Here is a 22,724-nt window from a genome sequence, read left to right on the forward strand (position 1 = left end):
TGAGGAAAGGATCCAGATGAGCGACATCCTGCGCGAGTTTTGCGCCGAGAACTTCACGGACGTGCCGGCTGCCATCGAGGCGGGCGCGCGCCGTATCGAGCTGTGCGATAACCTGGCCGTGGGCGGAACCACGCCCTCGCTCGGCGTGGTGGAGCAGACGGTGGCCTATGCTCACGAGAACGGTGCCCGCGTCATGTGCATGATCCGTCCGCGCGGCGGCGATTTCGTCTACAGCGATGTCGAGCTCGCCATGATGGAGACCGATATCTTCTCGGCATGCGAGGCGGAGGCCGACGGCATCGTGTTCGGCTGCCTGCTCGGCGACGAGCAGCAGGGCTATAGGCTGGACGAGGAGGCCTGCGCGCGTGTGATGACCGTGGCCGAGAGCGCGGCGGACGCCTTCGAGCTCGAGCATCTGGACGTGACGTTCCACATGGCCTTCGACGCGCTGCCGCCCGAGGCCCAGAAGCCCGCGATCGATGCCCTCGCCGAGCTCGGCGTCACGCGCATCCTCACCCACGGCGGCGTGGCCGGAACCCCCATCATGGGCAACATCGACCGCCTGCGCGAGCTCACCGAGTATGCAGCCGGCCGCCTCATCATCCTGCCGGGTGCCGGTATCACCTACGAGAACGTGGACGAGGTTGTCTCCGGTATCGGCGCGCCCGAGGCCCATGGAACCAAGATCGTCAACATCCGCTAGCTGAGGCGTGACGGCAAGACAGAGGAAGGGTCACCCCGGGGCGGCTAACCGACTGCCCCGGGGTGACTATTTCTCTGCCTTACGGTCACGCCGGCTTACATTGCCCTGATGTGCGTTTGATACGATGGCCTGACCACAACGTTCGGAGGTCTCGTATGAAGCGGCCCATATCGCGCATTGTCGCCATTGCCTGCATGTTCGTCTTCTGTCTGGCGCTGGGGCTTTTGACCGGGTGCTCGGGCGCGCCGGATACGAGCGGTTCCGAGGCTGCGGAGCAGGAGGCCACGCACGAGGCGGAAGCCGACGTGGCCGACGTGGACGTGCAGACCTCGGGCACCGTGCAGCTGTTCGAACCGGCCGATGGGTCGGCGAAGACGCGCATCCGGGTCGCGTCCGGATCGGAGAACAAAGAGGCCGCGCGGGCCATCGAGTACGCGGTCGGCAAGACCGGCGTGGCGCTCGAGATGCACTACATGGGCTCGCTCGACATCATGGATGTGCTCGAGGCGGGCGGCGAGGATTACGACGCGGTGTGGCCGGCGTCCTCCATGTGGATCACCATGGGCGACACGCACCATATCGTGCGCGACGCGCAGTCGACCTCGACCACGCCGGTGGTGTTCGGCATCGCGAAATCGAAGGCGATCGAGCTCGGCTGGGCGGACGAGGACGGAGAGACGACCTCGCCCACGACCGCCGAGATTCTGGCCGCCGTGCAGGAGAGCAAGCTCACCTTTGCCATGACATCGGCCACGCAGTCCAACAGCGGCGCGTCGGCCTACCTAGCGTTTTTGACGGCGCTGTCGGGAACCGACGGCCCGCTGACCGCTGAGGACCTCGCCAACGGGCGGCTCACCGAGCAGGTTGCGAGCCTGCTTTCGGGCGTGGACCGCTCGTCGGGCTCCTCCGACTGGCTGAAGGAGATGGTCGTGGCCGATCCGGACACGCATCAGGCCATGGTCAATTACGAATCGCTCGTGTCACAGGCGAATCGCGAGCTTGAGGAGGCCGGGCACGAGCCGATGGTCGTGGTGTACCCGGCCGACGGCATCGCGGTGTCCGACAGTCCGCTCGCCTATGTCGACCACGGGCAGGGCGAGCAGGTCGAAGCGGCGTTTTCCGCAATCCAGCAGGCGCTGGCCGACGACACGGCGACCCTCGAGCTCGAGCGCGTGGGCAGGCGCTGCGGCTTGGGCGGCAAGGTGGTCCACGCGGACGACGACGAGGTCGCGGCGGCCTTCAACCCCGCATGGGGCATCGTGCCGGACGCGAGTGTGCTGAAGTCCATCCCGCTGCCTGCGGGCGAGGTGATCTCGCAGGCGCTCACGCTCTACCAGACCGGCCTGAAGAAGCCCTCCTACACGCTGTGGGTGGTCGACTATTCCGGCTCGATGCTCGGCGCGGGTAAGGAGGGGGTCGTCGCCGGTCTTGAGCAGGCGCTCGACCCGACGCTTGCCGCTGAGGCGCTCATCCAGCCCAACGAGGGCGACGTCAACGTGCTCATCCCGTTCACCCATGTGGTCGATAGCCCGATTACCGCCAACGGGTCCGATACGGCGGCGCTGCTCGACTACGCGCGCTCGCGTGAGGCGATCGGCGGCACCGACATGTACTCGGGCCTCTCGACTGCGCTCGACCTGGCGCGCCAGGCTGTGGCCGACGGTGGCTACACAGTGGCGATTGTGCTCATGACCGACGGTCAGTCGGACACATACGCGCGCGACGAGTTCGTGTCCGCCTACGAGCAGGCGGGCGTTGACGTGCCGATCTTCTCCATCATGTTCGGCGAAGCGGATCCCACCCAGCTCGACGAGCTGACGACGCTCACCAACGGGCGGACGTTCGACGGGCGCGAGGGCGACCTGGCCGATGTGTTCCGCCAGGTCAAGGGCTACAACTAGGGACGCGGCCGTGGGGTACGTACTGGGGGCGTTTCTGGGTGTTGTCGCGGGTGCGGCGTGCATCGTCGCGGTGGGCGGCGTGGTCGGCATCGTGGCCGGTCTGGCCGCGGCCGCGCTGCTCTATGTCGGCGTGGGCCAACTGCTGAAGCCCGAGCGCAAGCTCGGCGGCGTGGTGGCAAGCATGCTGCCCGACGGCGAGGCCGCCACGGAGCGCATCGACGCGGCGCGCGAACTCGATCGCCAGATCGGCCGGCGTCGCGCCAAGATCTGCGATGCGCAGGTCGGACGCGAAACCGAGGATCTGCAGCACGATATCCAGGCGCTTATCGCCTGCGTGGAGGAGCAGCCGGCGACCTACCGTAGGCTCGCGCACTTCCTGTCTACCTACGGCGAGCAGTGCGTGCGCATGCTCGACGGGTACCTGAGCGTCGAGCGCCTGGCCACGCCCGAGCTCGTGCACGGTGCGCGCGAAGACGCGATCGAGGCGCTCTGCGCGCTGCAAGGCGCGGCGCAAGGCGAGCTCGCGCGGGCGACCGGCGCCAAGGCGGCCGATCTCGAGGCGAGCTCGGAGGCCATCAAACGCCTGATGGAGATGGATGGCTACCGCCCGGACGAGCCGGCTGCACCAGACGGCGCCGACGTGAAAGGCGATACCGATACGGCTGCCGGGGCCGCGCGTGCCGGCAGAGGGGAGAGATGATGAAGGGGTCCAAGGGCAAGATCGTCGGCCTGGTCTGCGTGCTCGCCGCGGTGGCGATCATCGGCGGTGTGTTCGTCATGCGCCAGGCCCAGCCCGCACCGGAGCCCGTGGCGGAGCCCACGACGGTTTCGGGATACCTCGGTGGCGAGAAGGTCTCGCTGTTTGAGGACGCGCAGTTTACCGAGCTCGCAGCTGCTGCGGGGCTCGATATCGACTACCGCAAGGCGGGCTCGCTCGCCATGATGGACGCTTCGATCGAGGGCATGAGCTATCTGTTCCCCTCGTCGCAGGCGGCGGTCGAGTACGGCCACGAGCGGGGGATCGAGCCCGTCTCTGAGCAGATCGTGCTCAACTCGCCCATCGTGATCTACACCTATCGCGACGTTGCCGACGCGCTGGTGGGCTCCGGCATCATGGCCAAAGACGGCGACATCTACACGCTTGATGTCGACGCGGCGGTTTCCGCCATGCTCGCCGACAAGACATGGGTCGACCTCGGCTACGCCGCAGGCTATGGGCAGTTCCGCATCGACAGCACCGACCCGGCCGAGTCCAACTCGGGTAACGAATGGGCGGCGTTGATCGCCAACTCGCTTGCCGGCGGGCAGCCCGCCACGGTGGAGACCGTCGAGCGCGACGCGGAGTCCATCCGCAAGGTCTTCTCCAAATCCGGCTGGATGGAGACGAGCTCAGAGGACTCGTTTCGCCAGTTCCTCACGCTGGGCGAGGGGTCCAAACCCATGATGGTGGGCTACGAGAGCCAGGTGCTCGACCTGTCCGTGAACGAGCCGGACCTGTTCGAGCAGGTGGCCGATACGCTCGTGGTGGCCTACACCACGCCTACGGTCTGGTCGACGCACGTGCTGATGGCGCTCGACGAGGCGGGCGAGCAGCTCAGCGAGTTTCTGATAAGCGACGAGGTGCAGAAGCTCGCCTGGGAACGGCACGGTTTTCGCGGCGCGTCCCAGCTCGGCACCGACGGCGCCGAGCGCTTTGAGGTGGCAGGCATTGCCGAGCGCGTGCCCGCGGCGGTCGAGCTTCCCGCGCCCGCGGCCATGCAGCGCCTGATCGAGGTGGTCAGCGGGTCGTGACGCGCCCGCTTCGATACGCTGGAGAACCTCTCGCGAAAGGGGAGTGCTATGGATACGAATAACGAGGTCATGCCCGTCGAGGCGCAGGCAGTGCCGGCAAAGAGGGTCAGCTTGGCCGATATCGCGGCCTCGCAGGGGGCCGCGCGTGCGGGTCAGCCGGCGGCGACGCCCGTCGCCCCCGCCGAGCCGCCGGCGGTCGTGCTCTCGCCTGCCGACCAGCAGCGCGCCCGCGAGCTCGCCGCCACGATCGACTTCACTAAGAGCGGCATCGAGAGCACCTATGCGCGCGACGCCCAGCGGTCCATGTCGGATTTCGCCGACAACGTGCTCGCCAAGACGTCGAACAAGGCTACGGGCGAGGCCGGGGCGCTGCTGCGCGAGCTTCTGGTCGACGTGGAGAGCGCCGAGCTTTCCGGCGTGAAGCAGATCCCCATCATCGGCAAGGTCGTGGTGGGTATCGACAAGCTGCGCCGGACCTACCAGAAGGTGGCCCCGCAGGTCGACGAGGTGGTGGAGAAGCTCGAGCGCGCACAGGCGCAGATGATCGCCGATATCGCCATGTACGACACCATGTACCAGCGCAATGTCGACCAGTACCGCTCGCTTAAGGTCTATATCGCCGCCGGCCGCCAGGCGCTGGCGGATTTCCGCGCCGAGCAGCTCCCCGCGCTCGAGGCCGAGGCGGCATCCACCGGCGACGCCATGGGCGCGCAGGTGCTGAAGGACTTCAAGGACAAGCTCGACCGGTTCGACAAGCGTCTGGACGATTTGGACCGTGTGAGCATCGTGAGCCTGCAGATGGCGCCGCAGATCAAGCTGCTGCAGAACGCCGACAAGAGCATCTCGGACAAGATCGACACGACCATCTCGACCACGATTCCGCTCTGGAAGTCCCAGATGGTGATCGCGCTCGGCCTGGCCAACCAGCGCGCCGCACTCGACCTGCAGAACCATGTGGATGACACTACGAACAAGCTGCTGCGTGCCAACGCCGAGGCGCTGCAGCAGGGCGCGGTCGACGCCGAGCGCGCCACCCAGCGCGGCAGCGTGGACATCGAGACGCTCGAGGAGGTCAACAAGCGCCTGATCGACACCTTGAACGAGACGATCAAGATCCAGCAGGAGGGCCGCGCTGCCCGCGAGGACGCCGCGGGCCGTATGCGCCAGATCGAGTCCGACCTGAAGACCGCCCTGCTCGAGGCCGCCGGCCAGTAATCAAGCGGCCGGGGCGACAATCCCTTTGCCTCACTGCCATGCCACCCAGTGCAGGTGCCCTTTCTACGCTGTTGCACAGGGGCGGTTGCTTGGCGAATACGCCGAGCAACCGCCCCTGTTCGTGTACCGCGTAAGGAAGGAAGAACCATGGCAGACAGGGTGTACGGATACGCGCGCGTCTCTACGCGCGAGCAGAACCTCGATCGGCAGATGGACGCGCTGAGCGCGTTTGGGGTCGAGGAGGGGAGGGTGTTTGCGGACAAGGCGAGCGGAAAGGATTTCGCGCGGCCGGCCTACCGCAGGCTGCTCGACGCGCTGGAGCCCGGCGACGTGCTGGTGATCAAGAGCATCGACCGCTTGGGGCGCAACTACGAGGAGATTCTCGACGAATGGCGCATCATCACGCGCGTGAAGGGCACGGCCATCGTGGTGCTGGACATGCCGCTTCTGGATACGCGCCGCGAGCACGATGGCGTGACGGGCATGCTGATCGCCGACATCGTGCTTCAGCTGCTCTCCTACGTGGCGCAGGTGGAGCGCGAGAACATCCGGCAACGGCAGGCCGAGGGGATCGCCGCGGCGCATGCGCGCGGCGTGAAATTCGGCAGGCCGAGGAAGGCGAAACCCGCGTCGTACACGGCGGTCAAGGCGTCGTATCTGCGCGGGGAGACGACGCGCCAGGCCGCCGCGGGGCAGCTCGGCGTGTGCGTGAGCACGTTCGACCGCTGGATAAAGGACGACCGTGCGACGCGGTCTTCGACAGCATGAGGCAGCCGCCGGAAGGCGTGTCCAGGAGACGGCTGCGTGACGGCGTTCATGTCGGGTTGCGCGCAACATCTGCGCAGCACCTGACCGTCCACCGGCGGATCAGGCGGTGCGCTGGTGCATGTTTGATAGGATCTGACGCCTCGGTGCCAAAAATGACGGAAATGCGTATTGCTCTATGTTACGTAGCAGTTTCAACGTGCCCAAGAGCAGGCCTAGCCATAGCAAAACTGAATATATAAGCACGACCTTTGCGCAACACTGGTAGATTAAAATGTTATTAACATAGAGGCAATACGCATTTCCGTCATTTTTGGCACCAGAGTTCCATCGAGGCCGGCTTTTTCTCCCCCAGATCGCTCCAAGCCCGACAACACGCGCATCGAACGCTCAGTGCTTGCGTCCGACGAGCCGCCGCGCGACCGATACCTTGCGCTCGCGCTCTTCGGTGTCCTCGGCGCACAGCCGCTCGATGATATGGCCGAACGTGGCGGCAAGGATTTGCTGGAACAGCGTTCCACACATGACGGGGAAGACCGTTTCGCCCGGGAAGTACTGCGCCGCGATCACCGCGCCGGACGAGATGTTGCGCAGCCCGCAGGTGAAGCTCATGGTGGCGAGCAGCGGCTGGGAGCCGTGCAGGATGCGGGCGGCGAGCAGGCCCCAGAAAAAGCCGCTCGTGGCAAAAACGAGGATAAACAGGGCGACCTCGAGGCGCTGCCACGTCATGTTCAGGACGTATTCGCTCATGGAGGTCGAGTTGGCCGTGATGAGCACGATGGTGATCAGGCGGCTCGCCGGGCTGAGCACCGGCGAGAGCTTCTCGTGGCCCCAGCCGCGCGTGAACTCGTTGACGAGCATGCCGGCGAGCGCGGGCAGGGCGATCATGACCACCATGTCGCTGACCATGCTCATCGCGTCGATATGGATGGAGGCGCCGAGCAGGATCGACAGGGTGGCAGGGATCGTGACGGGCGAGATGACGGTGGATACCAGGATGGACGCCAGGCACAGCGGCCCGTCGCCGTCGTAGATGCCGACCCACATGAAGCTGATGACCGCGATGGGCACGCTGTACTCGAGGACGACGCCGGTCAGCAGGTTCACGTTGTCGCCGAACAGCAGGGAGCCGAGCAGGTAGGCCAGACATGGCATGAAGACCTCGGCGACCGCAAGGATGACCAGCAGGCGCAAGGGATGGCGAAACACGGCGATCAGCTGCTTGAACGTGTTGTTGAGCGCTCCTTGGAACGTCATGATGGCGAAGATGAACGGGACGATGGCCTTCAGGGGTCCGAACACGCTCGGGAACAGGACGCCCGCGACCACGCAAAGCGGGACGAAGTAGGCCATGTGCCTGCCGATGAACGCACCCATCTGCTTCCACTGCTCCATAGGGTCCATCTGCCTTTCTCGTAGGTTTCGTGCTATCGCGCGGCGCCGCTAGCGCCGGCGCCCGCTCATCAGCTCCCTGGCGCGCCCGATCTTGCGATCGCGCTCGGCGGTGTCCTCGCTGCAGATGCGCTCGATGGCGCGCCCGAAGGCCGCTGCAAGGATCTGCTGGAAGATCGTGCCGCACATGATGGGGAAGACCGCCTCGCCGGGGAAATACTGCGCGGCCAGCGTCGCGCCGGAGGAGATGTTTCGCAGCCCGCAGTCGAAGCTCATGGTGACGAGCAGGTCCTGCGAGCCGTGCAGCAGGCGGGCGACGGCGAGCCCGATCAGAAAGCCGCACGTGGCGAACGTGAGCACGAACGCGGCGGCCTCGATGCGCTGCGGGTTCATGTCGAGCACGTAGGCGCTCATCTTGGTGGAGTTTGCCGTGATGTTGAGCAGCATGAGCACGCGGCACGCCGGGCTGATGGCGGGCGAGAGCCTCTCATGGCCCCAGCCGCGGGTGAGCTCGTTGACGGCCATGCCGGCGATCGCGGGCACGGCGATCATGAAGATCATGTCCACGACCATGCCCAGCGCATCGATGTGCACGGTGGCGCCGAGCAGGATCGAGAGCGTGGCGGGGATGGTGAGCGGCGAGATGACCGTCGAGACGAGGATCGCCGCCAGCGCGAGCGAGGTGTTGCCGCGGTACATGCCGACCCACATGAAGCTGACCACGCCGATGGGGACGCTGTATTCCAGCACGATGCCGGTGATGAGGTCCGGGTTGCCGGCGAACAGCGCCGACGCGCACGCAAAGGCGAGCGCCGGCATGAGGACCATGATGACGCCGAGGATGATCAGCAGGTGCAAAGGATGGCGAAACACCTGCATGAGCTGGCGAAACGTGTTGTTGAGCGAACCCTGGAACGTCATGATGGCGAACATGAGGGGGCCCACGGCCGAGACCGGGCCGAAGATCTGCGGCAGCAGCACGCCGACGGCGACGCACGTGGGCACGCAGATCGTCATGTGGCTCTGGAGAAACGACCCCAGCTGCTGATAGCGGTTTGCCATGGACGGATGACCTTCCCATATGAGCGAAAAAGGGCAACGAGAGTCATGCTACCGCACCGCTGCCGCGAACGCGCCGTTCCCGCGTTGTCTCAGCGAACATTTTTCAGTGGGCCTGTTTGGGATGGGGTCATCTGCCCCCGGGGCGCCGGACCCCGCCCCAAAAGGCACCGCCGACCGGAGGTACGGCGCAGCTGTCCGCGCCATGCGTATAATGGAAGGCGTTCAACAGCACGGCCTGCCGCAGCGGGCCATATTCCAAGGACGTGTTCCCATGCACAGCATGCTTTCGTCGCGCGGCATGTTCATGCCGCTTCAGCCATCGGCGGTGCGCCATGGCATCGCTTAAGACATCGCGCCGCTGGACGGTGGCCCAAAACGATCCCGACCTGGAGCAGAAGCTCTCCCATGAGCTCGGCGTGGCGCCGCTCGTCGCGCGCATCATGGTCGCGCGCGGGATCCGCACGCCCGAGGAGGGTCGGCTGTTCTTGACCCCGTCGCTTGAGCGCGACTGGGCCGACCCCGCCATCATCCCCGGCATGGCCGAGGTCGCGGACCGCATCGAGCGCGCACTCGACGAGCGCGAGTCCATCGCGGTCTTCGGCGATTTCGACGTCGACGGCATCACGTCGACCTGCCTGCTCACCGAGGCCCTGTGCACCATGGGCGCTACGGTCCACCCGTTCATCCCGCATCGGTTCGAGGAGGGCTACGGCCTCACGTCGGCCGCGCTCACCCGCGTGGCGGAGGAGTGCCGCCCCTCGCTGATCGTGACGGTCGACAACGGCATCGCCGCCCGTGAGGAGGTCGAGCAGCTCACGGCGCTTGGGATCGACATCGCCGTGACCGACCACCACGAGCCCTCTGATCTCGTCCCGCGCGGCATCCCGGTGGCCGACCCCAAGCTCGCCGCCGAAAGCCCGAGCCGCGAGCTCGCCGGCGCCGGCGTGGCGCTCAAGCTCGTGCAGGTGCTCGGCGCGCGCCGCGGCATGCCCGATCTGTGGCGCTCCTATACCGAGATCGCGGCTCTGGGCACCGTGTCCGATATGATGCCGCTCACGCCCGAGAACCGCGCGCTCGTCGCCGACGGCATCGCCCACATGCGCGCCACCTCGCGCCCCGGCTACCTGGCGCTCGCCGGGATCTCGCGCACCGACCTGGCGACCATCACGGCCGACGCCCTGTCGTTCTCGCTCATCCCGCGCCTGAACTCGGCGGGGCGCATGGCCGACCCGACTCTGGCGCTCGATTTGCTCCTCGCGACCGACGCCGTCGAGGCCGGCCGCCTTGCCGCCGAGCTCGAGCAGATCAACCAGGAGCGCCGCGACATCGAGGCGAAGCTCACCGACGAGGCGATGGCGCTCGTCGAGCGCACCTATGACGGCGGCCGCGTGATCGTCGTGGGCGGGGAGGGCTGGCACGAGGGCGTCAAGGGTATCGTGGCGAGCCGCATCACCAACCGCTACCACGTGCCGGTCCTGCTGTTCTCCATCGCGGACGGCGTCGCGCGCGGCTCCGGGCGCTCGGTGGGGTCGGTCAACCTGTTCGACGCCGTCGAGCAGTGCTCCGACCTGCTCATCCGGTTCGGCGGCCATGCGGGCGCGGTGGGCGTCACCGTCGAGGCGGACCGCCTGGACGATCTGCGCGCCCGCCTGTCCGACGTGCTCGGCCGGCTTCCCGCGGAGGATTTCGAGGACAAGCACGAGGTCGCCGCGACGGTCTCGCTGTCCGAGCTCGACATCGACACCATCGAGCAGATCGGCCGGCTCGAGCCGTTCGGCCAGGGCAACAAGGTCCCCCTGCTCGCCGCCACGGGCGTGACCATGTGCGATCGCGCCCAGGTCGGCCGCGGGGGAGAGCACATGCGCTTCACGGCGACCGATGGCGTCTCGAGTGTGCCCGCCATCATGTTCCGCGTGCCCGATATCGCCGAGCGCGTCTGCTGCGACTCGGTGGTCGACCTGGTCTTCGAGGCGGTTGCCGAGCACTGGCAGGGGCGCGTCAAGCCCAAGCTCATGGTGAAGGACATCTTGTGCCATTCGTGCGATAGCCCCGATGCGTCGGAGCGCGAGGAGACGGAGCGGCGGCTCGAGGAGGCGTGCCGCGTGCACGCGGCGCCCCGCGAGGCGGACCCCGTCTTGGCCCTCGACCGGCGCTCCATCCTGTCCCAGCTTTCCTACGACGAGCTCACGCGCACGCTCATCCATGCGTTCATCGGGACGGCGCGCCCGCATCGGGCGCAGGTCGAGGCCCTCGACGCCCTCGCGGCGGGCGAGAACGTGCTCGCCGTGATGGGCACGGGCCGCGGCAAATCGCTCATCTTCCACGTACACGCCGCCCGCGAGGCCCTGGCCCGCCGGAGAGCGAGCGTGCTGGTGTACCCCTTGCGCGCGCTCGTCGCCGACCAGTCGTTCCACCTCATCTCGGCCTTGGCCGACCTCGGGCTCAGGGTCGTCGTGCTCACGGGGGAGACCTTGGGTCCCGCGCGCGACCGCGCCTTCGCGCGCCTGGCGCGCCGCGAGGTGGACGTCATCCTCACGACGCCGGAGTTCCTGGTCGTCAACGGCCGCCGCTTCGCCGAGGCCGCGGGCATCGGGTTCGTGGTGATTGACGAGGCGCACCACGCGGGGCTCGCCCGCGGGGGAGAGCGCAGCGCGTATCTCGACATCCCGGAAGTCCTCAAGGGCCTGGGCGGCCCCACCGTGCTCGCCGCGACGGCGACGGCAGACGACCGCGTGTGCGACGAGATCCGCCGCCTCATCCCCATCGACCGGGTCATCGTGGACGACACGGTGCGCGAGAACCTCGAGCTCGAGGACGAGCGCGACCTGTCGAGCCGCGAGAACCGGCTGGTGTCCATCGTCGCGACCGGCGAGAAGTGCGTGGTGTACGTCAACTCGCGCGAGCAGTCCATGTCGCTTGCCCGGATGCTGCGCCGCCGCGTCCCCGAGCTCGCCGCCTCGATCGCGTTCTACAACGCCGGCCTTCCGCGCGAGGACCGCAGGCGGGTGGAGGACGCGTTCCGCAGCGGCGCGCTGTCCTGCATCGTGTCGACCTCCGCGTTCGGCGAGGGCGTCAACCTCCCCGACATCCGCCATGTGGTGCTCTACCACATGCCGTTCGGGTCGATCGAGTTCAATCAGATGAGCGGCCGTGCGGGCAGGGACGGCAAGCCGGCGCGCATCCACCTGCTCTATTCCACGCGCGACGCGCGCATCAACGAGCGCCTGCTCGACTCGGCGGCGCCCGAGCGCGAGGAGCTCGTGACGCTGTACCGCGCCCTGCAGACCATGTGGCGCGCGAACCGCTCGCGCACCGGCGAGGACAGCTTCCAGGCGTCCGATCTGGATATCGCCCAGATGTGCCTCGCCATCGATGCCCGCCGCCCCGTCGAGGAGCGGATGGTGTCGTGCGGGCTCGCGGTGTTCGAGGAGCTCGGCTTCGCCCGCGTGACGGGTGCCGACGAGCGGCGGCGCATCCAGATGACCGAGCATCCCGGGCGCGTCGACCTCACCTGCTCGATCCGCTACCTCGAGGGGCTCCATGCCCGCATGGAGTTCGCCGCGTTCAGGAGTTGGGCGCTGAGCGCGCCTGCATCTGATATGCTTGACCGAGTGAACAAACCCATCACGCCTCGAACCATGTAAGAGGGGATTCGCTATGGACGCCTCTGCGAACAAGACGGCAACGGGCGCGCGCCCGGTCGAGCACACCAACCAGCGGGGCTCGCTGCAGCCCAACTCCGCACTTGTGCACTACACCCATGCGGACGACCTGCCCTACGAGATCATGGCGGACAACTACGACCGTCTGGCTGAGCTCTGCCGCAAGTACATGAGCGAGGCGGATTGCGCCAAGGCCGAGCGCGCGTACTGCTTTGCGGCCGAGAAGCACGCCAAGCAGCGGCGCCGCAGCGGCGAGATGTACATCAACCACCCCGTCGAGGTCGCCATCATCCTGGCTGAGCTCAAGATGGATTGCGACGTGGTGTGCGCGGCGCTGCTGCACGACACGGTCGAGGACACCGAGACGTCGCTCACCGACGTGGCCGGCATCTTCGGCGACACGGTCTCCGAGCTCGTCGACGGCGTGACCAAGCTCACGAACATCGACGTCGACACCATGGACGAGAAGCAGGCCCTGAACCTGCGCAAGATGTTTCTGGCCATGAGCCACGACATCCGCGTCGTGATCGTCAAGCTCGCCGACCGCCTGCACAACATGCGCACGCTGGCGGCCCTGCGCGAAGACCGCCGCCTGTTCAAGGCGCGCGAGACCATGGACGTCTACGCGCCGCTCGCCGACCGCCTGGGCATCTCCTCCATCAAATGGGAGCTCGAGGACCTGTCGTTCTTCTATCTGGAACCCGAGGCCTACCAGCGCATCGCGCGCATGGTGGCCGAGTCCCGCGAGGTGCGCGAGCGCTTCCTGGCCGACACCATCAAGACGCTCGATGACGAGCTCAAGCGCGTGGGCCTCACCGGCTACCAGATCAACGGCCGCTCCAAGCACTACTGGTCCATCTACCAGAAGATGAAGCGCAAGGGCAAGGAGTTCTCCGAGATCTACGACCTCGTCGCGCTTCGCGTCATCACCGGCTCGGTGGGCGATTGCTATTCGGCTCTGGGCGCCGTGCACACCCTGTGGCATCCCATGCCCGGGCGCTTCAAGGACTACATCGCCATGCCCAAGCTCAACAACTACCAGTCGCTGCACACGACGGTCATCGGTCCCACCGCGCGCCCGCTCGAGATCCAGATCCGCACCTACGAGATGCACGAGCAGGCCGAGTACGGCATCGCCGCGCACTGGCTGTACAAGCGCTCGGGCGGCTCGTCGGCATCCAAGACCTCCGAGGCGCAGCGCCTCGACGACCAGATCAACCAGCTGCGCCATTCGCTCGACTGGGTCGCCTCCGACGAAATCGAGGACCCCAAGGAGTTCCTGCACACGCTGAAGACCGACCTGTACGACCAGGAGATCTTCGTGTTCACGCCCAAGGGCGAGGTCATGAGCCTGCGCGCCGGGTCGACGCCGCTCGACTTCGCCTACGCCGTCCACACCGAGGTCGGCAACCACTGCGTCGGCGCCAAGGTTAACGGTGTGGTGGCGCCGCTGTCGCACAAGCTGACGACGGGCGACCGCGTGGAGATCATGACGAACAAGGCGGCCAAGCCCTCGCGCGACTGGTTCAACATCGTGCGCACGCCGTCTGCGAAGTCCAAGATCCGCCGCTACTTCGCGACGGTCACCAAGGACGAGGACGCGGCGGCCGGCCGCGACATGCTCGCGAAGGACCTGCGGAAGCGCGGCTACGGCATCTCCACGCAGCGCACGACGCGCGCGCTCAACACGGTCGCCGAGCAGCTCAACTACAAGCGCCCCGAGGACATATTCGCCGCCATCGGCGCGGGCAAGCTCGCCGTGCGCATGGTGGGCAACAAGGTCGAGCAGATCTTGGACCCCAAGCCCGAGGCGCCCGTCAGCAAGGCCGAGGCCATCGCCGAGACCGTGAAGCAGCCCCCGCGCGGCTCCAACCGCAAGCCCCGCGCCGGCAAGTCCAAAAGCGGCGTCGTGGTCAAGGGCGAGCACGGCGACGACCTGCTCGTGCGCCTGGCGCACTGCTGCAACCCGGTGGCGGGCGACGACATCGTGGGCTTCATCACGCGCGGTCGCGGCGTGTCGGTGCACCGTGCCAACTGCCCGAACGTCAAGGGCCTCATGGAGCATCCCGAGCGCATGATCGACGTGGCGTGGGACAACGACGCCGACGCCCTGTTCCAGGTCGAGATCGTGGTCGAGTGCCTCGACCGCATGGGGCTGCTCAAGGACGTGACGATCGCCATCGGAGATTCGGGCGGCAACATCCTGTCGGCGGCGACCGCCACCGACCGCGAGGGCATCGCGACGCTGCGCTTCCTCGTCGAGATCTCCGACGCGAGCGGACTGGAGCCGCTGTTCTCCGCCATCTCCGCCGTCGAGAGCGTCTACGATGTGCGCCGCCTCATGCCGGGCGAGGGCAACATCACCATGCGCCGCCGCGGGTAGCGCCGCCGCGTCGTCCCATCAGAAAGGATTTCCATGGATACCACGCCGTTCGAGCTCGATATGGCGCCGCACGGCTCGCTTGCCGTCGAGCGCGTCGTGAACGGTCCCATCCAGACCAATACGTACTTCGTCATCTCCGGTGACGAGGCGGTGATCATCGATCCCGCGTGGGAGGGCGAGGAGCTCGCGCGCCGTTTCACGGCGCGCCATCCCGACGTGCGCCCGGTGGCGTTCGTCTGCACGCACGGCCATGCCGACCATACCGGGGGCTTGGCGGGACTGCGTCGGGTCCTGGGCGAGAAGATCCCCTTCATGATCTCGGCGGACGATGTCGAGACGGCGGCCACGCATCCCGCCTCCCTGCGCGAGATGTGGGGGATCGCGACCGATCAGCCCCCGGCGCCCGATCGCCTGCTCGCCGAGGGGGACGTGGTCGCGTTCGGCGATGTGCGCCTCCAGGTCATCGCCACCCCGGGGCACACGCCCGGCGGCATCGTGCTGTTCGCCGCGACCGAGACCGGCAACGTGGCCTTCTGCGGCGACACGCTGTTCTCGGGCAGCCACGGGCGCACCGACCTTCCCGGCGGCGACGAGACCACCATCATGCACTCGCTGGCGCACATGTTCCGCCTGCTGCCGCCCGACACGCTCTGCCTGGTCGGCCATAACGACAACACGACCGTGTCCGCCGAGCTCGAGAACAACGTCTTCGTCCGGCGCGCCCTCAGCATGGGCTACTGACCGCCGCCGGCATTTTGTGCCTGCGTGCAGATTCGATAGGTTCCATGAGGCGGGGCCCGGCATCTCGGTTGCGAGATGCCGGGCCTCATCGTCTGACCCGCGCTTGTAGGGTCCTTGTCGGATGCGGGCCGGATGCACGCAAGGATGCATGCGAGATGCGTCAGCGTCCACATCCCTAATTATCCCAGTCTCGGTTCGTTCCATCGTCAGGCACGTAAGCTTTGGATACCCAATTAATCCAAAGCGAAAGGAACGAATCATGGGAAATTATCAAGATGTCAAAGATGCCGTTCAGTTTGCTGCGGAGTGGTGGGTCAAGCGGAAATGGACGTTTCTGAACGAGGCCAACGAGGAGTTCATGGAGTTCGTCGATCCGGCCGTCTGCTATCAGGATTGCCTGACGGAGGGCGACGTCGTCTACCTCAACATGTGCTTCACCGAATGGGTCCTGTTCGAGCGTCCGCTGCGCCGGGGGAGGACGCCGCTGCAGATGCTCGCCGACGAGCCTCCCTCGGACGCGCCCGCGGGCGCTGCCGACGTGCTGCGCCAGATCGACGAGACACAGCTGTTCTCGCGCTTCGCCATCAAGGACAAGGACCGCGAGACGGGCATGGTAGTCCTTGTGGACGTGCGGACCGACAGGCGCTACGACGTGTACGACCCCCATATCTGCGAGGTGGAGCATTGGGTCGACGGGTCGATCGGCGTGCGGATCGCATGCGTGGACGGTGCGTGGCAGGCGGTCGGGCAGGTGTACCTCTACGACCGCTCGAGCCCGTCGGCGTACCAGTCCGACGGTCCGGGGGAGATGCATCCGGAGGACTACCTGCGCAAGCCCGAAGCGGAGTTCGCCGGCTTCTACATGCGGCTCGTGCGCGACGTGATCGGTGTGGAGGGCAGGTACCACGAGAGCATGCGGGCCAAAGAGGTCGCCGCTTGACGGGGGCGGGTCGCAACATGGTAGGTGTTATCCGGTCCTAGGTTCTTCAATTGCGATATCTGGCCAGTTTGGACAGTGGTAAAATCAATCGGAGTACCAGAGCAAACCTACAGGGAGGTTTTACATGCTCGTCAATGCAGCAGACATGCTCAAGAAGGCCGAGGCCGGCCACTACGCGCTCGGCGCCTTCAACACCAACAACCTGGAGTGGACGCTTTCCATCCTGGCCGCCGCCGAGGAGGCCAAGTCCCCGCTGATCATGCAGTGCACCGGCGGCGCCGCCAAGTGGATGGGCGGCTACAAGGTCTGCGCCGACATGGTCAAGGCCGCCGTCGAGGCCCTGGGCATCACCGTCCCGGTCGCCCTGCACCTCGATCACGGTTCCTATGAGGACTGCTTCAAGTGCATCGAGGCGGGCTTCACCTCCATCATGTACGACGGCTCCCATGAGGAGACCTTCCAGATCAACCTCGACCGCACCAAGGAGCTCGTCGAGCTCGCCCACTCCAAGGGCATTTCCATCGAGGCCGAGGTCGGCGGCATCGGCGGCGTCGAGGACGGCGTGGCCTCCAACGGCGAGCTCGCCGATCCTGACGAGTGCAAGCAGATCGCCGACCTGGGCGTCGACTTCCTCGCCTGCGGCATCGGCAACATCCACGGCGTCTATCCTGCCGACTGGGCGGGCCTGTCCTTCGACCGTCTGGCCGAGATCAAGGAGAAGGTCGGCGACCTGCCGCTCGTCCTTCACGGCGGCACCGGCATCCCCGTCGACCAGATCCAGAAGGCCATCTCCATGGGCGTTTCCAAGATCAACGTCAACACCGACCTGCAGCTCGTCTTTGCCGCCGCTACGCGCGAGTACATCGAGGCCGGCAAGGACCAGCAGGGCAAGGGCTACGACCCCCGCAAGCTCCTCAAGCCCGGTCGCGACGCGATCGTCGCACGCACCAAGGAGCTCATGGAGGAGTTCGGTTCCGTCAACAAGGCGTAGATTCCGCCTGTTCGTTGAGCTCGCATCTGGGCCCGTCGGGATTTTCCGACGGGCCTTTCTCGTCTCTTGGCGCTTTTTGGGGTGGGGTCGATTTTGCTCAGATCCGTTGCGTACAATGGGGCGGTCAGGAATACGTGCGCCGGGGGCGCACATGCATAAGGGGGAGAACATGGCTGTTCAAACGGTATGGCCAGAAGAGGGGAAGCTCGTGACGTCGGGGCCCGTGGGCTGCACGGATGAGGTTTCCAACGCGGATTATCCGTATCTGGTGATAGGGCTTCCGCCCGAGGTCGAGCGGCTCAAGGCGGCGGGCCATCTCACCCAGGCGATCGAGGCCTGCGACGCGTTGCTCGCGCAGGATCCGACACCGGAGATGGCGGCCTGCCTTCGCGTCGAACGGCATCGCATGGGACGCCTTGCGCAGCAGTTCTGCGTGACCCGTGCCGCGGCGCTCGAGGCGATCCGCAGGGAGTGGCCTGAGTTCGACGAGGGCCAGCTTGACGGCCTGATCGCGTGCAGGCGCATCGATTGGCGCTATATCGATGGGGAGCAGCGCTTCCTCGAGAACTTCATCGACTCGCTGCGCGTCTATCCCAAGGAGGTCCCTGGCCTCAAGCCGGCGGATCCCGTGGATACCGCCGCCCGCTCCGCCATGCTCGAGGACATGCATGAGCACGGGGGCGCCGAGCGCGTCATCACGCTCAAGGCGTCGATCTCCGTTCCGGGCGCTCAACTGGGCGAGATGCTGCGGGCTTGGCTGCCGGTTCCCACCGCATGCCCCCAGCAGTCCGACATCGAGGTGACCGATTGGACCCCCGGCGTGCTGGTGGGGAAGGAGGGAGCGCCCTCCCGCACGGCGTTTTGGGGTTCGCGCGAGCATCACGACTTCGAGGCGACGTACGCCTACCATATCCGCGCGCCGTATGTGGACACGTTGGCGCCCGCGCCGGAGAAGCATGTGGTGCCGGACGACACCGTGACCGATGCCGATCTGTGCGAGCTCGCTCCCCATATCGTGTTCACGCCCTATCTCGTCACGCTGACCCAGCGTGTGGTCGCAGGCATCGAGCGGCCCATCGACCGGGCGCGCGCCGTCTACGATTACATCACCAAGAACGTCGACTACCGCTACCAGCCCTCGTACGCCCAGCTCGATTGCATCGCCGACACCTGCGCGAAATCCCTGCGCGGCGATTGCGGCGTGATGGCGCTCACGTTCATCACGATGTGCCGCATCGCCGGCATCCCCGCGCGTTGGCAGTCGGGCCTGTACGTTGCGCCCGACCATGTGGGCCCGCATGACTGGGCGATGTTTTATACCGAAGAGTACGGCTGGCTGTGGGCCGACTGCTCGTTCGGGTCCTCGGCGCGTCGAGAGGGCGACGAGGCCAGGCGCCTGCATTACTTCGGCAACCTCGATCCGTGGCGCATGGTGGCGAACACGCAGTTCCAGGCGGAGCTCGAGCCGGCGTGCGACGGCGTCCGCTGGGATCCCTTCGACAACCAGATGGGCGAAGCGAGCGTCGATGGGCGCGGATGCGACGAGAACGAGATGCGCCGCGGCATCGAGCTGATTGAAATGCGCGAGGCATAACCGTCTCCGCGTATGCTACACTAGTCCGCGTGCTGTGCCCGAGTGGCGGAATTGGCAGACGCAGTGGACTCAAAATCCACCGATGGCGACATCGTGCGAGTTCGAGTCTCGCCTCGGGCACCCATATGAGACGAACAGGGCCCCAGATACGGGGCCCTTTCTGTACGCGGGCCGGCTGCACGGCGAGCTCGAACGAGCGGGAGCGCGCGAGGCTGAGCAAACGCGCGAGCGTTTGCCAGCGAGCGGGGCGAGGGCGCAGCCCGAAGCCCCCGGCGGGCGCCGCAGGCGCGCGCCTTCGAGTCTCGCCTCGGGCACCCATATGAGACGAACAGGGCCCCAGATACGGGGCCCTTTCTGTACGCGGGCCGGCTGCGCGGCGGGCTCGAACGAGCGGGAGCGCGCGAGGCTGAGCAAACGCGCGAGCGTTTGCCAGCGAGCGGGGCGAGGGCGCAGCCCGAAGCCCCCGGCGGGCGCCGCAGGCGCGCGCCTTCCGGTATGATGGAGGCTCCCTGCGACGAAAGGCACGCGACCCATGAACATCCAGATCTTTGGAACCAAGAAGAGCTTCGACACCAAGAAGGCCCAGCGCTACTTCAAGGAGCGTCGCATCAAGTTCCAGTTCATCGACCTGAAGGAAAAGGAGATGAGCAAGGGCGAGCTGCAAAGCGTCGTCCAGGCGGTCGGCGGTCTCGATGAGGTGATCGACCCCAAGGCCAAAGACCAAGACACCGTCTCGCTCATCACCTACCTCGCTGAAAGCCAAAAGTTCGACAAGCTCCTCGAGAACCAGCAGGTGCTGCGCGAGCCCATCGTGCGCAACGGCCGCAAGGCGACGGTCGGGTACCAACCTGATATATGGAAGGGCTGGGAGTAGGGGATGCACGACATCGTTCGGGCTCCCGGGGTTCCCACTCGTGGTGAAAGCGTGAAGCGCGGCCGAGCGATGCATGTTGTGTTAGTATAACCAACGCACTGATTCCAGTGCATTTTCGAAAGCGGGGCAATCGCCCCCACCTTTCGGCGCCTGCATGGCTGCTGTCTGGTCGCACAACATAAGACTTGGGCAATATTGCTGCCCGTTCTTCGTTTGGTGTACCCGGCTGCCGTCTGCATGGCAACCGGGTATTTTCATGTGTCAGCAACGAAGGAGGTTGGGACAATAGCTAAGTCTGATGCCACCCGCATCAATGGGGAGATCACCGCGACCACGTGCCGTCTGATCGGCGTCGATGGTTCGCAGCTGGGCCTTTTCGGCATCCGCGACGCTCAGCGCGTTGCCGACGAACAGGGTCTTGACCTGGTGGAGATCGCGCCCAACGCGGAGCCCCCGGTGTGCAGGGTCATGGATTATGGCAAGTACAAGTACCAGCAGGCCATGAAGGCTAAGCAGGCTCGTAAGAACCAGTCGAGGGTCGAAGTCAAGGAAATGAAGTTCCGACCCAAGATCGACGTGGGCGACTACGAGACCAAGAAGGGCCACGTTCTGCGCTTCCTCAAGAAGGGCGCGCGCGTCAAGATCACGATCATGTTCCGCGGTCGCGAGATGGCGCATCCCGAGCAGGGCCTGAATGTCCTCGAGCGCCTGGCAGCCGACCTGAAGCCGTACGCAACGGTCGAATCCGCCCCCAAGCTTGAGGGCCGTAACATGCTTATGCTCCTCGCCCCGATCAAGGGCGCTTTCGACAACGTCGAGGGCGACGAGGCTGCAACCAAGAAATAGTAGTAGGAACCGATTAAGGAGAAGTTCATGCCTAAGATGAAGTCCCACAGCGGCACCAAGAAGCGTTTCCGCCGCACCGGTACGGGCAAGCTTATGCGCGCTAAGGCGTTCAAGAGCCACATCCTCACCAAGAAGACGACGAAGCGTAAGCGCAATTTCCGTCAGGAGACCGAGATCGACGCTGCCGACAAGAAGCTCGTCAACGCTCGTCTCGCTGGCCGCTAAGCCGTTTTTCCTTCTATACCAACTAAGACCGACTAGGAGTTGATCAGATATGGCACGTGTCAAGCGCGCTGTGAACGCCAAGAAGAAGCGCCGTACCGTAATGAGCCGCGCGAAGGGTTACTACGGTGCCGCTTCGCGTACGTACAAGCATGCTAAAGAGCAGGTCCAGCACTCCCTGCAGTACCAGTACCGTGACCGTCGCGCCAAGAAGCGTGAGATCCGCAGCCTCTGGATCACCCGCATCAACGCCGCTGCCCGCATGAACGACCTTTCCTACTCCAAGTTCATGCACGGCCTGAAGCTCGCCGGCATCGAGCTCGACCGCAAGGTTCTGGCTCAGATGGCCTACGAGGACATCGAGTCCTTCAACGAGCTCGCCGCCATCGCCAAGAAGGCGCTCGAGGCCTAATCTCTAGCCAGCGATATATATCTAGGCATACGAACGGGATCCTGGATAGGGTCCCGTTTTTTTATGAGCGCGGACATGCTCCTCAGGGGTTGTGGGGAGGGCCGAATCTCCTTTCCGGCCCCGCTCCACATTCCCTCCATAGCCGCACATGGGGCGGCCCTGCGCATAAACGGGTGGTTTAAGCAGGGGATACACGGTTAGGGCGTGGCCCGTGCCCACGGGTCCGGGATGTTTTCAGGATTGGGCCTTGCGGATTCGGGACGAATGCCTAATATATGAACCCGCCGAAGCGCACGACCCGGGCGAGCGACGCACGCGAAAGCGGCGATGCTGCGGCCTCGGGGTTGTGGAGCGGATATGGAGATGGAGTTACTCCTTGACGCTTCAAGTCGATTCGGCTAAATTAACTCCTTGCCGCGCGGCGGGGCCGCGCAGGCGGGCACCTTGAGAACCGGATACTGCGAGGAACTTTAGGGAAGACGAGCACCGATCCCGGTGCGATCGTGTACCAGAAGAACCAAGTGACGAGTGAGGTCTGGCTTGACGCCAGGCCCCGCGAAGTTCCTTTTAACTCCAGAAGATGCGAACGCATACGAGATGGATCCGATCGGCGTCATGCCGGCCGGACGGGCACCCCGGCCTGATCGGCCCGCGCACAAGCGGGCCTTTGAATTGGACGGAGAGTTCGATCCTGGCTCAGGATGAACGCTGGCGGCGCGCCTAACACATGCAAGTCGAACGGCACCCTTCTCCGGAAGGAAGCGAGTGGCGAACGGCTGAGTAACACGTGGAGAACCCGCCCCCCTCCCGGGGATAGCCGCCGGAAACGGCGGGTAACACCCGATGACCCCGCGCCAGGGCATCCCGGCGCGGGCAAAACTCCGGTGGAGGGGGATGGCTCCGCGGCCCATCAGGTAGACGGCGGGGTGACGGCCCACCGTGCCGACAACGGGTAGCCGGGTTGAGAGACCGACCGGCCAGATTGGGACTGAGACACGGCCCAGACTCCTACGGGAGGCAGCAGTGGGGAATCTTGCGCAATGGGGGCAACCCTGACGCAGCGACGCCGCGTGCGGGATGGAGGCCTTCGGGTCGTAAACCGCTTTCAGCAGGGACGAGACGAGACTGTACCTGCAGAAGAAGCCCCGGCTAACTACGTGCCAGCAGCCGCGGTAATACGTAGGGGGCGAGCGTTATCCGGATTCATTGGGCGTAAAGCGCGCGTAGGCG

At 65.8% G+C, this 22,724-nt stretch carries 18 protein-coding genes, 1 tRNA gene and 1 rRNA gene; 18 read left to right on the plus strand and 2 right to left on the minus strand.

Going from position 1 to position 22,724, the window contains the following annotated elements; all coding sequences use genetic code 11:
* The first annotated feature begins 16 nt into the window (after positions 1–16).
* From B5F74_RS10550 to B5F74_RS10575, 6 genes are all read left to right on the plus strand, one after another.
* The gene (locus tag B5F74_RS10550; protein ID WP_289827692.1) at positions 17–703 is read left to right on the plus strand and encodes a copper homeostasis protein CutC; all 687 of its coding nucleotides are present in this window, start codon (positions 17–19) and stop codon (positions 701–703) included.
* A gap of 155 nt (positions 704–858) precedes the next feature.
* Positions 859–2,604: a VWA domain-containing protein gene (locus tag B5F74_RS10555; RefSeq protein ID WP_204212564.1), complete on the plus strand. Its 1,746-nt coding sequence runs from the start codon at positions 859–861 to the stop codon at positions 2,602–2,604.
* A gap of 10 nt (positions 2,605–2,614) precedes the next feature.
* Positions 2,615–3,304, plus strand: coding sequence for a hypothetical protein (locus tag B5F74_RS10560; RefSeq protein WP_066833235.1), 690 nt, complete (start codon positions 2,615–2,617; stop codon positions 3,302–3,304).
* Positions 3,304–4,395, plus strand: coding sequence for a hypothetical protein (locus B5F74_RS10565; protein ID WP_087202314.1), 1,092 nt, complete (start codon positions 3,304–3,306; stop codon positions 4,393–4,395). The genes B5F74_RS10560 and B5F74_RS10565 overlap by 1 nt, the downstream gene beginning before the upstream one ends.
* Positions 4,396–4,443: 48 nt before the next feature.
* Positions 4,444–5,610: a toxic anion resistance protein gene (locus B5F74_RS10570; protein ID WP_204212566.1), complete on the plus strand. Its 1,167-nt coding sequence runs from the start codon at positions 4,444–4,446 to the stop codon at positions 5,608–5,610.
* Between the two features lie 147 nt (positions 5,611–5,757).
* Positions 5,758–6,378, plus strand: a complete 621-nt coding sequence (locus tag B5F74_RS10575) for a recombinase family protein (RefSeq protein WP_087202316.1) — start codon at positions 5,758–5,760, stop codon at positions 6,376–6,378.
* A 387-nt stretch (positions 6,379–6,765) separates the two neighbouring features.
* Here B5F74_RS10575 and B5F74_RS10580 read toward each other — a convergent pair whose 3' ends face one another.
* Together B5F74_RS10580 and B5F74_RS10585 are read right to left on the minus strand one after the other, a co-directional pair.
* Positions 6,766–7,770, minus strand: coding sequence for a bile acid:sodium symporter family protein (locus B5F74_RS10580; RefSeq protein WP_087202318.1), 1,005 nt, complete (start codon positions 7,768–7,770; stop codon positions 6,766–6,768).
* Positions 7,771–7,818: 48 nt separating this feature from the next.
* The gene (locus B5F74_RS10585; RefSeq protein WP_087202320.1) at positions 7,819–8,829 is read right to left on the minus strand and encodes a bile acid:sodium symporter family protein; all 1,011 of its coding nucleotides are present in this window, start codon (positions 8,827–8,829) and stop codon (positions 7,819–7,821) included.
* A gap of 332 nt (positions 8,830–9,161) precedes the next feature.
* On the opposite strand from B5F74_RS10585, the gene recJ reads away from it, so the two are divergent.
* From recJ to B5F74_RS10645, 12 genes are all read left to right on the plus strand, one after another.
* Complete coding sequence (gene recJ, locus B5F74_RS10590; RefSeq protein WP_087202323.1) at positions 9,162–12,473, plus strand: single-stranded-DNA-specific exonuclease RecJ; 3,312 nt, start codon at positions 9,162–9,164, stop codon at positions 12,471–12,473.
* A gap of 13 nt (positions 12,474–12,486) precedes the next feature.
* Positions 12,487–14,874, plus strand: a complete 2,388-nt coding sequence (locus tag B5F74_RS10595; RefSeq protein WP_079989226.1) for a bifunctional (p)ppGpp synthetase/guanosine-3',5'-bis(diphosphate) 3'-pyrophosphohydrolase — start codon at positions 12,487–12,489, stop codon at positions 14,872–14,874.
* Positions 14,875–14,907: 33 nt separating this feature from the next.
* Positions 14,908–15,615, plus strand: a complete 708-nt coding sequence (locus tag B5F74_RS10600; RefSeq protein WP_087202325.1) for an MBL fold metallo-hydrolase — start codon at positions 14,908–14,910, stop codon at positions 15,613–15,615.
* 259 nt (positions 15,616–15,874) lie between these two features.
* Positions 15,875–16,555, plus strand: coding sequence for a hypothetical protein (locus B5F74_RS10605; RefSeq protein ID WP_066833213.1), 681 nt, complete (start codon positions 15,875–15,877; stop codon positions 16,553–16,555).
* A gap of 124 nt (positions 16,556–16,679) precedes the next feature.
* Positions 16,680–17,546, plus strand: coding sequence for a class II fructose-1,6-bisphosphate aldolase (gene fba, locus B5F74_RS10610; RefSeq protein ID WP_066833210.1), 867 nt, complete (start codon positions 16,680–16,682; stop codon positions 17,544–17,546).
* 169 nt (positions 17,547–17,715) lie between these two features.
* The gene (locus tag B5F74_RS10615) at positions 17,716–19,140 is read left to right on the plus strand and encodes a transglutaminase-like domain-containing protein (RefSeq protein ID WP_087202327.1); all 1,425 of its coding nucleotides are present in this window, start codon (positions 17,716–17,718) and stop codon (positions 19,138–19,140) included.
* A 36-nt stretch (positions 19,141–19,176) separates the two neighbouring features.
* Positions 19,177–19,260, plus strand: a tRNA-Leu gene (locus tag B5F74_RS10620).
* A 412-nt stretch (positions 19,261–19,672) separates the two neighbouring features.
* Entirely contained in the window at positions 19,673–20,014 is a 342-nt protein-coding gene (locus B5F74_RS10625) for an ArsC/Spx/MgsR family protein (RefSeq protein ID WP_087202329.1), read from the plus strand.
* 237 nt (positions 20,015–20,251) lie between these two features.
* Positions 20,252–20,860 carry a translation initiation factor IF-3 gene (gene infC, locus B5F74_RS10630; protein ID WP_066833116.1) on the plus strand — a complete coding sequence of 203 codons (609 nt, stop codon included), beginning with the start codon at positions 20,252–20,254 and terminating at the stop codon, positions 20,858–20,860.
* A 27-nt stretch (positions 20,861–20,887) separates the two neighbouring features.
* A complete protein-coding gene (rpmI, locus tag B5F74_RS10635; protein ID WP_066833114.1) occupies positions 20,888–21,085 on the plus strand; it encodes a 50S ribosomal protein L35 in 198 nt (65 codons plus the stop codon).
* Positions 21,086–21,134: 49 nt separating this feature from the next.
* Complete coding sequence (gene rplT, locus B5F74_RS10640; RefSeq protein WP_066833112.1) at positions 21,135–21,494, plus strand: 50S ribosomal protein L20; 360 nt, start codon at positions 21,135–21,137, stop codon at positions 21,492–21,494.
* Positions 21,495–22,167: 673 nt separating this feature from the next.
* A 16S ribosomal RNA gene (locus B5F74_RS10645) occupies positions 22,168–22,724 on the plus strand; the annotation flags it as partial.

This window comes from Collinsella sp. An271, from assembly GCF_002159695.1.
GTDB lineage: Bacteria > Actinomycetota > Coriobacteriia > Coriobacteriales > Coriobacteriaceae > Collinsella > Collinsella ihumii.